The following is a 15394-nucleotide window of genomic DNA, read 5'->3' on the forward strand; positions in this document are numbered from 1 at the left end:
ATGGCGTTTAAAATAGCCTCATCACCCCATGTCACACGTAATTTGCATACCTCAACTGTGATGCAAAGGGTGATTTTATGTTTACTGCCGGGCCTTGTGGTGCAATGCGCCTTTTTTGGCTGGGGCACGCTTGTTCAAGTGTTGCTTGCGATTCTTGTTGCCCTAAGCTGTGAGGCTGCGGTGATGAAACTTCGCAATCGTAATATCAAAGACAGCCTTAGCGATAACAGCGCCATGCTCACCGCAATCTTGATTGGTGTCGCCATTCCTCCCCTAGCACCTTGGTGGATGATAGTGATGGGCACCGCCTTTGCGATCGTTATCGTTAAGCACCTTTACGGCGGTTTAGGCCATAACCTGTTTAACCCTGCAATGGCGGCGTATGTATTGCTGTTAATCTCATTCCCAGTGCAAATGACCACTTGGATAGCACCGAGTACCGTTGCGCTGCATTCGCCTAGCCTAGCTGAGAGCTTGCAACTTATCTTCAACATTGGCGCCCACGTTAACTTGGAACAGTTTCGTTTAGGGATAGATGGCATCGCAATGGCGACGCCACTCGATACCCTTAAAACCGATTTATCCCTAGGATTAACCACCACAGAAAGCCTGACTAAAGCCATTTTTGATGGCAGCACAGGCGTAGGTTGGTTCTGGGTGAATTTGGCTTATCTGGCTGGCGGTTTAGTGTTACTTAAACTGAAAGCCATTCGTTGGCACATCAGTACTGGCGTGTTATTGGGGCTCTTTGTTGCATCGAGTATCGGTTTCTTACTGTCGCCCGATACCCAAGGCAGTCCCCTATTACATTTGTTTTCTGGCGCGACCATGTTAGCGGCATTTTTTATCGCAACCGATCCCGTCACAGCAGCAACCAGCCCCCGTGGTCGCATTATCTTCGGCGCGTTAATTGGTGTGTTGGTGTACATCATCCGCATTAAAGGCGGTTACCCTGACGCCTTTGCCTTTGCCGTGTTATTGGCTAACCTCTGCGCCCCCTTTATTGACTACTATGTGCGGCCACGCACCTATGGTCATTCAGCTAGCTAAGGCCATTTGGCGGACTACAGTCATGCTACAAGATAATGTCATTCTGCTGGCAACGAGAGCTTAAGGAAAAAGAGTTGAAAAATCCGATGATTAAAAATGGTTTTTTATTGGCACTGTTTGCCTTGATTTGCACGGGTCTCGTCGCCGCGGTCAATCAACAAACCTTTGACAAGATTAAGCAGCAAGAACAACAGGAATTGATGCGAGTATTGCAACAATTAATCCCTGATGAAATACATGATAACGAGCTTACCGCTCAGTGTACCTTGCTATTAAACAAAGAAGCATTAGGCACGGATAGTCCAATGCCGGCCTATATTGCTACCCATGCAGGCAAGCCTGTCGCTATCGCCATGGAAGCCATAGCACCCGATGGCTATAGCGGTAATATCAAATTAATTGTTGGGATTAATATCCAAGGTGAAGTCTTAGGCGTACGTACCTTGTCCCATCAAGAAACCCCTGGGCTGGGTGACAAAATTGAACTACGTAAATCGGATTGGGTCACTCAGTTTGTTGGTAAAGTGCTGGGCTCTGCAGATGATAAGCAATGGTTAGTTAAAAAAGATGGCGGTGATTTTGACCAATTTACCGGTGCAACCATTACCCCGCGCGCTTATGTTAAAGCAGTCAAAAACGCGGTATGGTATTTCAGCACTAACCAAGCACAAATTTTCAGCCAGCCGCTAAATTGTGAGGCCAACCATGACTAATTATCGCGAAATTGCGTGGCAAGGACTGTGGAAAAACAATCCAGGCCTAGTGCAACTGTTAGGTTTATGTCCGCTACTCGCGGTTACTGCAACGATCACTAACGCCCTTGGCCTTGGTCTAGCCACTATGCTGGTGCTGATTGGCTCTAACATTTTGGTGTCACTGGTGCGCGACTATGTGCCAAAAGAAATTCGTATTCCTGTGTTTGTGATGATCATCGCCGCGCTAGTCACCACAGTGCAACTGCTCATCAATGCCTATGCCTACGGCCTGTATTTATCCCTTGGGATCTTCCTGCCATTAATTGTGACGAACTGCATCATCATCGGCCGCGCCGAAGCCTTTGCCTCGCGTAATAATGCGTTTAGTGCCGCCTTCGATGGTCTAATGATGGGCCTTGGTTTTACTTTAGTGCTTACAGTGCTGGGCGCAACGCGGGAAATCTTAGGCCAAGGCACACTGTTTGATGGTGCGGATCAACTGCTCGGCCCATGGGCTAAATCATTAACCATGCATCTATGGCAAGTCGATACCCCATTTCTCCTTGCTATGCTGCCACCCGGCGCATTTATCGTGATGGGATTATTGATTGCATTGAAAAATGTGATTGATAAAAAAGTCAAAGAACGCCAACCTCAAGTCGCCGCAGAGCCGAGTGTTACCCGCGCACGGATCACTAAGGTAGGTTAGGCTTTCAAGTAACGACAGGCATTATGGCGATCAGATATGCCCTAGTGTTAACGCGTTTAATGTGTGCCTAGCACATGATTAGCGGCAAAACTCAAAGCATAAGAAAATCAGCGAACGTGGGTTGTAAACTCATCAATCATCATTAATAGGATATTAATAATGAACGGTTGAGAGTTGAAACCCACCACAGCGCAGGAATCGTACATGAATCAAGAAAAACGTATCCAGATCCTCACTCGTCTTCGCGATAACAATCCCAAACCTGAAACCGAACTCAATTTTTCAAGTCCCTTCGAACTGCTAGTGGCAGTGACGTTATCGGCCCAAGCAACAGATGTGAGTGTTAACAAGGCAACGGATAAACTCTTTCCTGTGGCAAACACAGCCCACAGCATTTATGCCCTTGGCGTAGAAGGTTTAAAGCAATACATAAAAACCATAGGCTTATATAACAACAAAGCCATCAATGTGATCAAAGCCTGTGAGATCTTGATTGAGAAATACAATGGCGAAGTACCAGAAAACCGCGAAGCCCTAGAGTCTCTGCCCGGCGTTGGCCGCAAGACGGCTAACGTGGTACTAAACACTGCGTTTGGTTGGCCAACCATCGCCGTCGACACCCATATTTTCCGCCTCGCTAATCGCACTAAATTCGCGCCCGGCAAGAACGTAGTCGAAGTGGAAGAGAAAATGCTAAAAGTCGTGCCGGCGGAATTTAAAGTCGATGTGCACCACTGGTTTATCCTGCACGGACGCTACACTTGCCTTGCGCGCAAACCCCGCTGTGGCAGCTGTATCATTGAAGACTTGTGTGATTTTAAAGAAAAAATTTATCCTGAAGATTAAGCTTCGAATCAACTGAGTGGAGCAAATTGACGTTTCAGTGTTGTTTTCACATTGATTAGACTGGATTTCAGACAAACAAAAAGCCGCAATAGCGGCTTTTTTGCTTAACTTGGAACTGGGTTAACTCAAACTTGTATTAGTCGTTAAAACATTGAAACAAAGAACGCACTGAAAAATAAAGCAATAACAACTGTGGTGCCTAAAGCCATTTTAAGTTCGGTGTTCATCATTCACTCTCCTAGTTGGTATGGCTACATTATTATCAACCCAGTGATAAAAACCCATGTTTGTATCTGTGTTTTGTGAGCGATAGCCAATTTATCGGCAATTTTCTCTTCTAAATCCTGAAAATCCCTCTTACAGACATTCATTTCCCTATCCTAAGCGTTAATCTTGGTCAAGCGCTGTAAAAACAATGGCTGACATTTATCGAGGTCCATCTACGGATTTTTGGTATACTCCACCCCGTAATCTATTTAGAGAGAGGACCTATGTCGCAACTATTACATACTATGATCCGCGTCGGTAACTTAGAACGCAGTATTGCTTTTTATACTGAAGTGCTCGGCATGAAACTACTTCGCACCTCTGAAAATCCAGAGTACAAATATTCTTTAGCTTTCGTGGGTTACGGTGAAGAATCCACAGGCCAAGCCGTGGTTGAACTAACCTATAACTGGGGCACTGACAAATACGATTTAGGCACAGGCTTTGGCCACTTAGCAATTGGTGATGAAGATATCTACGCCCGTTGCGCTGCTATTGCCGCAGCCGGTGGCAAAGTGACTCGCGCCCCTGGTCCTGTCGCTGGTGGTACCACTGAGATTGCATTTGTTGAAGATCCAGACGGTTATAAAATTGAGTTTATTCAAATGAAATCAGCGACTCAAGGTTTAGGTTAAGTCCTGTCAACTGAACCCGAAAAATAGCTGAGCAAGACTATTTATTCAGCGAAAAATGCCGAATCTTCATTCGGCATTTTTGTTTTTATACTTTAGATCTCACGTTAGGCACAAAGAAACGTAAAACAAGCCAACGATTCACCGCTCGCACTATGCGTTTAAGCTGATTTTATCGACGTTTTATCTTGTCCACTGGTCGTCTTTTTCACGGTTTTATTCGTCCCTTTACGGCTGAGGATGCGCTTAAGCCAAGGCGTGCGCCATAGCAATAACACGCTAAAACCTACGATATACAGACTCGGCTCGATGATTTCCGATTTTACCGACCAGTAAAAATGGATTGGCGCTAATATCGCGACTAAATACACCCCATTATGCAAGGTTTGCCAACGACGTCCCATCTTGCGCATCAAGGCTTTAAACGAAGTTATCGCCAAAGCGGTGACGATAAGATAAGCCACTGCGCCGACTAAAATGTACGGCCGTTTTACCACTTCACTAAACAGTAATTCCCAAGCAAATAACAGATCTAAACTAAAAAACGCCAAGATATGCAAGGTGGCATAGGCAAACACATATAAACCCACTAAACGGCGGGTCTGCATCAACAACCCTTGCTTGGTCAACTTGGCAATCGGTGAGATCAGCAAGGTCGCCGCTAGCGCATTTAATGCGCCTATGCCTGTGTAGTGAATAATGTGCTGCACGGGATCGCCACCCGCACGGCCAAGCACCACAGTGAGCACAAGGTAGACGATGGGCACTAAACCCAACAAATGAAATAACGCCTTTAGCCAAAACAAGTGCTTAGCGGTTAATCTCAACATACCTTGTCCCCGCTTAATGGCGAATATCCAAACAACAAACCAATCATCAATAGTATTTCCTCAGATCCATGCCGTCATACAGTGAAGCCACAAACTCGCCGTAACCGTTGAACGGCTGGGTATCGATTCGGGTTGCTGAAAACAATCCCCCCTCGCCGATACGACGCTCTGTGGCTTGCGACCAGCGTGGATGATCCACCGCCGGATTAACGTTGGCATAAAATCCATACTCGTGTGAGGCAAGCTGATTCCAGCTGGTCGGCGGTTGTTTATCCATAACGCGAATTCGCACGATTGATTTAATGCTCTTAAAGCCGTATTTCCACGGCACCACTAAGCGAATGGGCGCGCCGTTCTGCGGTGGCAAGGTTTTACCGTACAAACCCACCGACATTAAGGTTAAATCGTTCATAGCTTCGGCTATCGTGAGACCTTCAACATAGGGATAATGAATACCTCCCCCCATTAATCGGCTCTTCTGCCCCGGCATTTGCTCGGGATCAAAAGCGGTTTCGAAGGCGACATACTTGCCCTTACTGGTGACGCCAACTTTTTTCAATAATGCCGCCAGCGGGAAACCCACCCAAGGGATCACCATAGACCAAGTTTCAACACAGCGCAGGCGATAGTTACGCTCCTCAAGCGGGAACATTTTAGTCAGATCATTAAAATCTAAGGTCATGGGCCGTTCAACTTCACCTTCGATACGCAGTTGCCAAGGGTCGACTTTAAAGCCTTGGGCATTATTGAAGGGATCTTGCTTGTCCGTACCAAATTCGTAGAAATTATTATGCTGCGTCACTTTATCAAATGGGGTTAACACATCGGCGTCACCGTACTGCTTATTGGATTGAAACGTCAGTGGCGTAGTGATAAATGAGGACTTAGGTTGATCGCCAAATAGATCGAATAATCCAGCCTGCACATAACCGGGCACGCTGGCACCGATAGCACCGAGTCCCATGGCTTTTACAATTTGCCGACGCGAGCGAAATACCGCTTCTGGCGTCACTTGGTTGTCTTGCATGTGCCACTGCGCTTTTTTAAGAATACCTGGGGTAAAACGGGAATGTTTAGCCAATTGACACCTCTACCATCCAATGATTAAAGCCACCGAGTCGCGATAAAAACCTTCTCTGGCGCTCGTCTGTATCGCTCACTCTTATATAGACAGGTAAAAGCCAGAAAAACTTTCCACCCGTGAATAAATTCACCTTAAACGTATAAGACTTGCTCATTCAAGCATTAAGCGCAGATATAGTTGATTAAAGGGCTTGAAGCCTGTTGGGGGGCATGCGAACCTAAGCGCCAAAGCTAAAGGAGTGCTATTGATCATGCCATTTTCTCAATCTTTTTCTGTCGCCGAAATCATCGGCCTTCTCGCCATTGCCTTCTTAGGCCTGTTGATCGGTGCTCTGCTCAATCAAAAACTCACCCGCCAACGCTGGCAACTACACAAAGACCAACTTGAGCAAGAAATGCGTCAAGTAAATGAAGATGCAGAATTATCCTTAGCACAACAGCAAATTTTGGTCGATGACAAAGAAGCGCAATTACGTCAATACCAGCAACGCCTTGAGCTCAAAATTGAACAACTGGGCAAAGCCGAGGCCTTAGCCGAACGCGTTCCCACCTTAGAGCAGCAATTAAATGATAGCCAGCGCCGTCAGTTAGAGATCCAATTAGCCCTGTCGAAATCCAATGCCATGCAGCAAACCATTCAAGCCAAGGCCGATGCCCAGCAAGAATCGCTGCAGGATAAAATTGCCAGCTTAGAATCGGCCGAAGTGCGTTTACAAACCCAATTTGAAAACCTCGCAAACCGTATTTTTGAAGAACGTAGCGAAAACTTTAAGCACCAAAATGCCAGCCAACTCGAAGGCGTACTTGGGCCATTAAAACAACAGCTTGAAGGATTCAGACAGCAAATTCGTGAATCCTACACCCACGAACAATCCGAGCGCAGCGCCCTCAAACATCAGCTTGAGCACTTAAGGGAGCTCAATCTGAAGATGAGCCAAGATGCCATCAACCTGACCAAAGCGCTCAAGGGTGATAACAAGCAGCAAGGTAACTGGGGTGAAGTGATCCTCGATCGCGTACTGCAGGAAAGCGGCCTACGTGAAGGCCATGAGTACCATACTCAGCAAGATCTCAAGGATGATAGCGGTAAGCGCTTTAAGCCGGATGTGATTGTGCATCTGCCAGAAAATAAAGATGTGGTCATCGATGCTAAGATGTCATTGGTCAGTTATGAGCGCTACTTCAACAGTGAAGATCCGGCACTGCGCCAACAGGCGATTAACGAGCATGTCATTTCAATTCGCAGTCACATTAAAGGTTTAAGTCAAAAGGATTATCAACATCTGCACGGGCTTAAGAGTCTCGATTATGTATTGATGTTTATTCCTATAGAACCGGCATTTTTACTGGCGTTAGAGCATGATCCTAGCCTAGTCAATTTTGCCCTTGAGCAGAATATCATGCTCGTTAGTCCAACGAATTTGTTGGTGGCCCTGCGCACAATTAACAATATTTGGCGCTACGAATATCAAAATCAACACGCACAAACCATTGCAAAACAAGCAGGTCGAATTTACGACAAGTTATGTGGTTATATTGAAGACATGGAAAAACTCGGCCGCGCCTTAGATAATGCAGAAAAAACCTATCACAGCGCAATGAACAAGCTGTCATCGGGCAAAGGCAACCTAGTGCGTCAAGCTCATTTAATGCAGCAGCTCGGGGTCGATACCAGCAAACAACTGGATAAAATGCTGCTAGAAAAAGCGCTCAATGAAGCCCAAGACGATAACGACACTCAGGATGACGACGCTGAACTTAATCTGTCGCATACCCGCGATCCTAAGGACACGGAACTCGAGCCTGTCGAATGCAATGATAGATAACAAGAATTGAACACCCATTAATTACCTCAAATCGATACGGACATGTCGATTGATACCTTGATGCCCGGAGGCAAACGCTCCATGTGCAAAGCAGTTATAAATGTGGTTATATCCAGTGCAATATTGCTCGCAGGCGCATTGAATGCCCCTGCTGCCCTTGCGTTAACGTCAACGCAGAAAACCTTTCTTGAGGCTGAAAAAGCCCTGAAGAAGCAAGATTATGCAACCTATAAACCCCTACGGGCAAAACTAGGTAATTATCCGCTCGCGATTTATTTAGATCATGATATCGACATAGGTGCTCTTAATGCCTTACAGGGTTATGCAGCTAAAGCCTTGATTGAAAAATATGAAACCACACCCATGTACAATAGGTTACGGTCTAAATATTTAAACAATGCTGGTAGCCAAAAACGCTGGAATGATTATCTTGCGATCACCCCAGAAGCGCCTACCGACATCCGCCTGCAGTGTTATTACTATGAAGCGAAACTCGCCAAGGGCGATCTAAAAACGGCTTATGCAGCCGCACAATCACTTTGGGTATTTGGGGGTTCGCGCCCAAAGGAATGTGATCCTCTTTTCAACACATGGACCAAAGCCGGTAAACGCACTCAAGATGTCGTATGGGCGCGAATTATGCTGAGTTTCGAGGCTGGCGAAACGAGTTTACTGAGTTTTTTATCCCAAAAAATCACCACCCATAGTAACGAAGCTAAGCGTTTAGTCGCCGTCTATAAAGATCCCAATAGCCTGCGCCATACCGAAAAGTTTAAAGATAAAAATCCCATTGTCGGTGACATTGTTGCCGCAGGATTAAAACGCCTTGCCCGTAAGGATCTCGACCAAGCCATTAATTTGTATGAACGGTATCAAAAGGCTCATCGTTTTACCCCAGAACAAGCGCAGCAACTCGATAAATACCTTGTTCGCCGCATTTTAATTGAACAAGATGATAACTATAAAAACTATGTCGACAATGTGCTCACTGAACTGAAAAATGACGACTTATTTGAGCGCCGTTTAAGATGGGCTATCCGCGATCACGACATGCGCAGTATTGCCCGTTACTTGAACCTACTCCAACCAGAAACCTTGGCAAAGGAGCGTTGGCAATACTGGCTTTATCGCACCAATGCCAAAGAAGCGCCTGAAAGCGCCATAAAAGCGCTCGCGACAATCAGTAATGAACGTAATTTTTACGGTTTTGCTGCTGCGCAGTTCTTAAATAAACCGGTATCACTCAATCAAAGCCCTGAGCCTGTTGTTGATGCCAATAGCCAAAAGTTAACCGATGATCTCGGCTTTGTCAGAGTGCAAGAGTTAATGGCGCTCGACCGTTATTTCGATGCTCGCTATGAATGGATGTCGCTACTAAAACGCAGTGACAATACGATGCGAGCACGCTATGGACGCTATGCCCATGAACAGGGCTGGTACGATTTTGGTGTTGAAGCCAGTATTCAAGGTAAGTTGTGGGATGATATTCCTCTACGCTTCCCTATGGCACACCAAGCCGGTTTTGAGCACGCCAGCAAAAAGCATAGGGTTAACATCGATGAGATCCGTGCGATTAGCCGCCGCGAAAGTGCATTCTATCTTTATGCGACCTCGGGCGTAGGTGCCCGTGGCCTAATGCAAATTATGCCTGCCACGGCCAAAGCTACCGCCAAAAAACACGGGGCCAGATATAGCGATCCAAAGGATCTCTACAGCGCAGAGCTTAACCTCAATCTTGGTAGCGCTTACTATGCCCAGCTGTTGAAAGAGTTTAACCAAAACCGCATCCTCGCGACGGCGGCCTATAACGCGGGTCCCTCTCGCGTGCGTCGCTGGTTATCAAACTCTGATGGCAAACTCGATGCCATGGGCTTTATCGAGGCGATTCCCTTTACTGAAACCCGTGAATATGTTCAAGCCGTCCTCAGCTATCGATTGATTTATGAGGCGCAAAAGCAAAAAGCACAGCCATTATTCAGTGAAGCTGAGCTTAAGTTTGCTTACTAACTCGCGACATGAAAAGGAACTCGATACTCAGCTGCATCGAGTTCCTACTTTTCAGCATACCCTAGGGTAACGCTCATGCTTTAACCACCAAAAAATCTAAATGATATTCTCTAAATTCAAATAATTAGCAAAGCGAATAATTATTCAGCAATCACGCCGTTTTATCAAAAACTTGTTTGCACTGAAGGGCGTTAAATGCGAATAATTAGTATTAAAGCATTAAGAATCCCATTACACCCATGATTAACCTTAGTTCGTTAACGCTTAGCTGCGAATACCAACCCTTTGTCAATCCTCATACTTTAGCCATCGACGGCTATGAAGCCTTAGCACGCTTTTACTTGCCTAATGGTGATGCGGTTGCACCTAATATTGTGTTCGAGCAATTGCATGAATCCACAGAAATACTCGCTGCAGTTGAATATCAAGCCAAGGCATTTCAACTCATCCATGCGCCGAGTCAGCAGCGAATTTTTATCAATGTTGATCCCCACGCCGTCGATGGACCACATACCGCCAAGCTCATTCGTTTACTGTCCCACTATGAACGAGTCACGGTCGAGATCATCGAAAACACCTGCATTAACGATGCCCAGCTGGCCAGTCAATTATTCACTCAATTTAAACAAGCTAAGATACATGTGGCGCTGGATGATATTGGTGCGCCCCACTCCATGCTCAGTGTCGATCTGATGATGAACGTGGATTATCTTAAGTTTGACCGCCATTGGTTAACGCACATAACACACCCCGAGGGAGCCCAATTATTAATTGCATTGGTCAACTTTGCCAAAAAGACCCACAAACAGTGCATTTTAGAAGGCATAGAAACTGAAGCTCACTTAGCCTTTGCGCGGGATATCGGTGTCGACTTTGTCCAAGGCTTTTTGTTTAAATCCTGGTTTATTCGCCCCACCAGCAGCCAAGTACTGTGCCTTACGTAAGATCAGGCTAAAACGGTTTACATTCGCGCCACCAGCCCACTAAAGACCAAACCTAATGCTGTCGAGTAATTGATTTAGCACTAGAAATGCCACTGGATATACAGGCGATGATCCGCCATAGTGATAACGCACATCAGCTTGCAAATGCACCTTAAGCACACTTCCAAATGTATTAGGAGTCGCCCGTGGCACAACCTGGGATCAGCGAATTACTACAACAACTCGAACAAGTATTGCTGGGCAAGCCTAGGCAAATTCGTCTCGCTTTAGCCTGTATTCTCGCCCGTGGGCACCTGTTGATTGAAGACTTACCCGGTATGGGTAAAACCAGTATTTCCCATGGTATAGCCCAAAGCTTAGGTTTGAGCTATCAGCGGATCCAATTCACCAGTGACATGCTGCCTGCCGACATTCTCGGCGTATCGATTTTTGATAAACATCAAGCACAATTTATCTTTCATCCTGGACCAATTTTTAAGCAGATGATTTTGGCCGATGAAATTAATCGCGCCAGCCCTAAGACACAAAGCGCTTTACTCGAAGCGATGGCCGAACAACAAATTTCCGTCGATGGCATCACCCACAGATTGCCCAATCCTTTCTTTGTGATCGCGACTCAAAATCCCACCGATCAATCCGGTACATTTTCGCTACCAGAATCGCAGCTCGACAGGTTTATGATGCGTCTGTCTATTGGTTATCCAAGCCACGATGCTGAACTCGCTATGCTTAAGAGCAATCATAACCACTTAACCTTAGATCAATTGCCCCAATGCCTGACACCGATGGCCTTAATGCAACTGCAAGAGCAGTGCGACAAAGTCAGCGCTTCCGATGCCTTACTCAATTATATTCTGGCCTTAGTGAGTTTTTCCCGTAGCCAAAGTGACAGCGTGGGGTTATCACCGCGTGCCACCAAAGCGCTATTACAAGCGGCTAAGGCATGGGCCTTTTTAGAAGGTCGACATTATTTAGTCCCCGAAGATGTGCAAGCGGTATTTTGTTGTGTAGCGGAGCATAGACTCAGAACCAGTAGCCAATTACAGGGTGAAGCCCTATCTGAGCGAATTCTCACCAGTGTTAACCCTATTATGTAGCAAGATACTGTAATGAGAAGATATCGCTAAAGTATGCAGTTAACCCATTAAACTAAGGAAATAACTCAGAAGTGAAACGACTGATACTCCCGACTTTCATTCCGACGTTAGTCCCGATTTGGCAACGTTGGTTAGCAAGACGCTTGCCACCGAGTCCCGAAATAACCTTAAGCCATCGCAGCATTTTTATTCTGCCGAGCGGTTTTGGGTTAGTTTGGCTCGGTCTGGTTTTACTTTTATATCTATTCGGCACTAACTATCAAAATAACTTAGTCATTGGCCTCAGCATCTTACTCCTAAGCCTCTTTAATACCTGCATTCTCTACAGTTACAAAAATCTGGCTGGCTTACATTTACGGGCCACGACGCCACCCGAAGTCTATGCGGGCGAAACCTTAACCTTTCCCGTCCTCATCAGCACGCACCACAGTGGCCATAACATACAACTTAACTATCCGCATAATCGCACTTATACGGTGCAGAACCTTGGTACAGATGAACAACAAGCGCTCGTGCCCTTCGAATATCATCAGCGGGGTCAAGTGTCACCGGGTCGGCTCAAAATTGAATCCTTCTATCCCTTAGGGCTTTGCCGCGCGTGGTCCCATGTGGATTTAGCCATTAGTCACTTAGTCTTTGCCCTGCCGATTGAAGCGCCGCTACAGCTTGAGGCTGATCATACCCAGTCGGAGCAAGATCCCCTGTTACTCGCGGGTAAACATGTGTCGGGGATTGATGAGTTTAAAGGCCTTAAACCCCATGTGCTCGGCGAATCCCTCAAGCAAGTGGCATGGAAACAATGGGCACAGGGTCGCGGCATGTTGACTAAAGAATTCCAGCAGCCTCAAGGTGATCCCGTCTGGTTAAGGCTCAGACCCGATGCCAAACGCCTCGAAACCCAATTGAGTCAGTTAAGCTGGCAAGTCAATAAACTCACGCAACTTGAGCAGTATTTTGGCTTACATCTGCAAAACCCAATGGGAGACGATGTTCTGATCGCGCCCGCGATAGGCAATCACCATAGGATCGCCTGTCAAAAAGCCATTGCCTTATATCCACAATTAGCGCCTTCAGCCGTTAATTCGTCATCAGCGGCAAAGCACTCGAATAAAACGGCGAAAACCACCAGCACGAAACGTCATATCCCTACCTCGAGGGAACAGGCATGACATTAACGGCCAGCAGTACAACACCGCAAATTGGCGATAACATCAGCCGTCAGACTTTATTTTGGTTATTGATCACCAATATCGCCGTACTGAGCCCACTATTTGATAAAACCACGCCTTGGACTTTGGGCATTTGCGCTATCTGTTTGCTGTGGCGTGTGGGGATTTATGTCGGCAAAGTGGCAAAACCACCGCGTTTTCTGGTCACCAGTCTTGCGATCGGCGCCGCAACCACACTGGCACTCGTTTCAAAGGAAATCGGCTTACTCAATGCGCTAGTAAATCTGCTGCTGTTAGGTTATGCCTTAAAATACATTGAAATGCGTAATCAAAGGGATGTGCGCGTTGTCGTCCTCGCGGGCTATTTTATTATCGCGCTGACCTTTATTGACCATCAATCCCTGCTTAATACCGCGCATTTACTCGTGGTAACGCTGATCAATACCTGCGTACTCGTGACTTTGTATCAAGATAAGCAATCCTTAAAACACACGGCTTGGATCGGTGGCAAATTTTTACTCCAGAGCCTTCCCCTCGCGCTGCTGTTATTTTTAGTGTTACCGCGTCTTGCACCGCTCTGGTTAGTGCCCAACATGAAAGAAGCCCAAACGGGCTTGTCCGATAGTCTGGCGATTGGTGATATAGGTAAGCTCACCCGTTCGACTGAACTTGCCTTTAGGGCGAGTTTTACCAATGCAAAGCCCATTAATGCCGAGTTATATTGGCGCACCCTCGTGATGGAGAACTATGATAGTGTCACTTGGCGCCAAGAAGCGGGGATTAAACAGTTGCAAAAAGATGCGCTGCTGTTTCCGCCCTCACGGCCCAGCCCAGCATTGATGGTCAATAATCCTGATCCCATGAGTAAAAGTACTGCTCCGATAAGCAGTGAAGATCAAGAGATCGCATTAAGTAAGCAAGATAAGCATGGTATTCGTTATCAAGTGATTGCTGAGCCGAGCCACCAACCGTGGTTATTTGGTCTCGATGTGGCCTACAGCCAAGATGATAGCGTGGTCAATATGCCCGACTATCGACTGTTAGCGCTGCGCAATATCGATCAGCGAATGAGTTATCAAGTAGAGTCTTGGCCTAAGGCGAAGATGGATCTCAGGCTATCTGCGCGGCAAAGGCAGATTAACCTCGAACTACCGAGCCAAAGTAATCCACGCACTTTAACGTTAGCTGAGCAGTTTAAGACTCAGTATCCCGCGCCTAAGCCACGACTATGGGCCATGATGGGCCACTTTAATAGTGAGCCTTTTTTCTACACTCTCACGCCGCCTCCCCTTGGGCCGCAACAAGTGGATGATTTCTTATTTGAAAACAAAGCCGGTTTTTGCGTGCACTATGCCGCTGCCTTCATTTTTATGGCGCGGGCCACAGGTTTACCCGCACGTATGGTCACAGGCTATCAGGGTGGGGAATATAATCCGCAAGCGGGTTACTACAGTGTGTATCAATATATGGCCCACGCATGGGCTGAGGTTTGGCTCGAAGATGAAGGTTGGGTGCGTTTCGACCCCACCGCTATGGTGGCGCCCGATCGTATCGAGCAAGGTTTCGACGCCCAATTTGATCCCGAGCAGAGTTACCTGCAGGAAAGCCCTTTTAGTAGCTTACGATTTAAATCAATGCCTTGGCTCAATGAGTTAAGACAACGTTTTGCCAGCATAGATTATTACTGGAGCGTGTGGGTACTGGGTTTTAACCAAGAGAAGCAAAATCAAGTGCTCAGTGGCATTTTAGGCGATGTGACTCACACTAAAATCGCGGTCTTTATGGGGCTGTGTATCAGCCTTATCGTGCTCTATATTGCCTACAGTGCAGGCTTATTACATTTTAGAGTTCAAGGCGATCCCATTAGTACTCGTTATCAACAGCTCTGTAATCGTCTCGCACACCACGGCATTAAGCGCAAAGACAGTGATGGACCAAATCAATTTGCGCAGCAGATTATTGAGCAATACCAACACAGTGCACCAAAGCTTTGCACGCTGTTCCAAACCTTGACACAAAGTTATGTGGCGCTGAAGTACCAAGATTTACCGGCTAAAGACTATCAAGCGCATTTAACCGCATTTAAAGCGGCGGCGAAGCAACTCAACTGGTTATTGCTCAGAGCCAAAGTGAAAGATAAATTCAATCTAGCCTAGCATTCGTCAACTGAGCTGTAACTGACGATACCTCATCAGAACAAGCACCAATAAACACCTAAAATTGCGGGTTAATTCCACAG

The 15394-nt window shown here is 46.5% G+C and carries 13 protein-coding genes; 11 read left to right on the forward strand and 2 right to left on the reverse strand.

The genetic code is table 11. From position 1 onward, the window contains the following. The 5 genes from rsxD (at position 1) to gloA (ending at position 4202) form a co-directional block, all read left to right on the forward strand. Positions 1 to 1050, forward strand: a complete 1050-nt coding sequence (rsxD, locus tag KO533_RS14245) for an electron transport complex subunit RsxD (protein WP_219254772.1) — start codon at positions 1 to 3, stop codon at positions 1048 to 1050. 74 nt (positions 1051 to 1124) lie between these two features. Continuing rightward, the gene (rsxG, locus tag KO533_RS14250; RefSeq protein ID WP_131524983.1) at positions 1125 to 1763 is read left to right on the forward strand and encodes an electron transport complex subunit RsxG; all 639 of its coding nucleotides are present in this window, start codon (positions 1125 to 1127) and stop codon (positions 1761 to 1763) included. After that, positions 1756 to 2454 carry an electron transport complex subunit E gene (locus KO533_RS14255; protein WP_028760019.1) on the forward strand — a complete coding sequence of 233 codons (699 nt, stop codon included), beginning with the start codon at positions 1756 to 1758 and terminating at the stop codon, positions 2452 to 2454. Before rsxG ends, KO533_RS14255 begins: the two co-directional genes overlap by 8 nt. 204 nt (positions 2455 to 2658) lie before the next feature. Further along, the gene (nth, locus tag KO533_RS14260) at positions 2659 to 3300 is read left to right on the forward strand and encodes an endonuclease III (protein WP_105252442.1); all 642 of its coding nucleotides are present in this window, start codon (positions 2659 to 2661) and stop codon (positions 3298 to 3300) included. A 491-nt stretch (positions 3301 to 3791) separates the two neighbouring features. Further along, positions 3792 to 4202 carry a lactoylglutathione lyase gene (gloA, locus tag KO533_RS14265; RefSeq protein ID WP_006087315.1) on the forward strand — a complete coding sequence of 137 codons (411 nt, stop codon included), beginning with the start codon at positions 3792 to 3794 and terminating at the stop codon, positions 4200 to 4202. Positions 4203 to 4360: 158 nt separating this feature from the next. Here the strand turns inward: gloA and msrQ are convergent, their stop codons facing one another. Together msrQ and msrP are read right to left on the reverse strand one after the other, a co-directional pair. Next, positions 4361 to 5029, reverse strand: coding sequence for a protein-methionine-sulfoxide reductase heme-binding subunit MsrQ (msrQ, locus tag KO533_RS14270; protein ID WP_219254774.1), 669 nt, complete (start codon positions 5027 to 5029; stop codon positions 4361 to 4363). A 46-nt stretch (positions 5030 to 5075) separates the two neighbouring features. After that, on the reverse strand, positions 5076 to 6110 hold the full coding sequence (gene msrP / locus KO533_RS14275) for a protein-methionine-sulfoxide reductase catalytic subunit MsrP (RefSeq protein ID WP_219254776.1): 1035 nt from the start codon (positions 6108 to 6110) through the stop codon (positions 5076 to 5078). Positions 6111 to 6363: 253 nt separating this feature from the next. On the opposite strand from msrP, the gene rmuC reads away from it, so the two are divergent. From rmuC to KO533_RS14305, 6 genes are all read left to right on the forward strand, one after another. After that, positions 6364 to 7938, forward strand: a complete 1575-nt coding sequence (gene rmuC, locus KO533_RS14280) for a DNA recombination protein RmuC (protein ID WP_113939637.1) — start codon at positions 6364 to 6366, stop codon at positions 7936 to 7938. 81 nt (positions 7939 to 8019) lie between these two features. Further along, the gene (locus tag KO533_RS14285; RefSeq protein WP_219254778.1) at positions 8020 to 9945 is read left to right on the forward strand and encodes a transglycosylase SLT domain-containing protein; all 1926 of its coding nucleotides are present in this window, start codon (positions 8020 to 8022) and stop codon (positions 9943 to 9945) included. A 239-nt stretch (positions 9946 to 10184) separates the two neighbouring features. Then, entirely contained in the window at positions 10185 to 10889 is a 705-nt protein-coding gene (locus tag KO533_RS14290; protein ID WP_131524978.1) for an EAL domain-containing protein, read from the forward strand. Positions 10890 to 11074: 185 nt separating this feature from the next. Further along, on the forward strand, positions 11075 to 11986 hold the full coding sequence (locus tag KO533_RS14295; RefSeq protein WP_219254780.1) for a MoxR family ATPase: 912 nt from the start codon (positions 11075 to 11077) through the stop codon (positions 11984 to 11986). Between the two features lie 71 nt (positions 11987 to 12057). Next, positions 12058 to 13155 carry a DUF58 domain-containing protein gene (locus KO533_RS14300; protein WP_131524977.1) on the forward strand — a complete coding sequence of 366 codons (1098 nt, stop codon included), beginning with the start codon at positions 12058 to 12060 and terminating at the stop codon, positions 13153 to 13155. Next, a complete protein-coding gene (locus tag KO533_RS14305; RefSeq protein WP_219254782.1) occupies positions 13152 to 15311 on the forward strand; it encodes a DUF3488 and transglutaminase-like domain-containing protein in 2160 nt (719 codons plus the stop codon). The genes KO533_RS14300 and KO533_RS14305 overlap by 4 nt, the downstream gene beginning before the upstream one ends. Positions 15312 to 15394 lie beyond the last annotated feature (83 nt).

It is taken from the genome of Shewanella sp. NKUCC05_KAH, from assembly GCF_019345585.1.
GTDB lineage: Bacteria > Pseudomonadota > Gammaproteobacteria > Enterobacterales > Shewanellaceae > Shewanella > Shewanella oncorhynchi.

Coding starts and splice junctions, on each gene's coding strand:
- msrQ (WP_219254774.1), bottom strand. CDS start 5,029: ATGTTGAGATTAACCGCTAAGCACTTGTTTTGGCTAAAGGCGTTATTT.
- KO533_RS14285 (WP_219254778.1), top strand. CDS start 8,020: ATGTGCAAAGCAGTTATAAATGTGGTTATATCCAGTGCAATATTGCTC.
- gloA (WP_006087315.1), top strand. CDS start 3,792: ATGTCGCAACTATTACATACTATGATCCGCGTCGGTAACTTAGAACGC.
- rsxD (WP_219254772.1), top strand. CDS start 1: ATGGCGTTTAAAATAGCCTCATCACCCCATGTCACACGTAATTTGCAT.
- KO533_RS14305 (WP_219254782.1), top strand. CDS start 13,152: ATGACATTAACGGCCAGCAGTACAACACCGCAAATTGGCGATAACATC.
- nth (WP_105252442.1), top strand. CDS start 2,659: ATGAATCAAGAAAAACGTATCCAGATCCTCACTCGTCTTCGCGATAAC.
- rmuC (WP_113939637.1), top strand. CDS start 6,364: ATGCCATTTTCTCAATCTTTTTCTGTCGCCGAAATCATCGGCCTTCTC.
- KO533_RS14255 (WP_028760019.1), top strand. CDS start 1,756: ATGACTAATTATCGCGAAATTGCGTGGCAAGGACTGTGGAAAAACAAT.
- KO533_RS14290 (WP_131524978.1), top strand. CDS start 10,185: ATGATTAACCTTAGTTCGTTAACGCTTAGCTGCGAATACCAACCCTTT.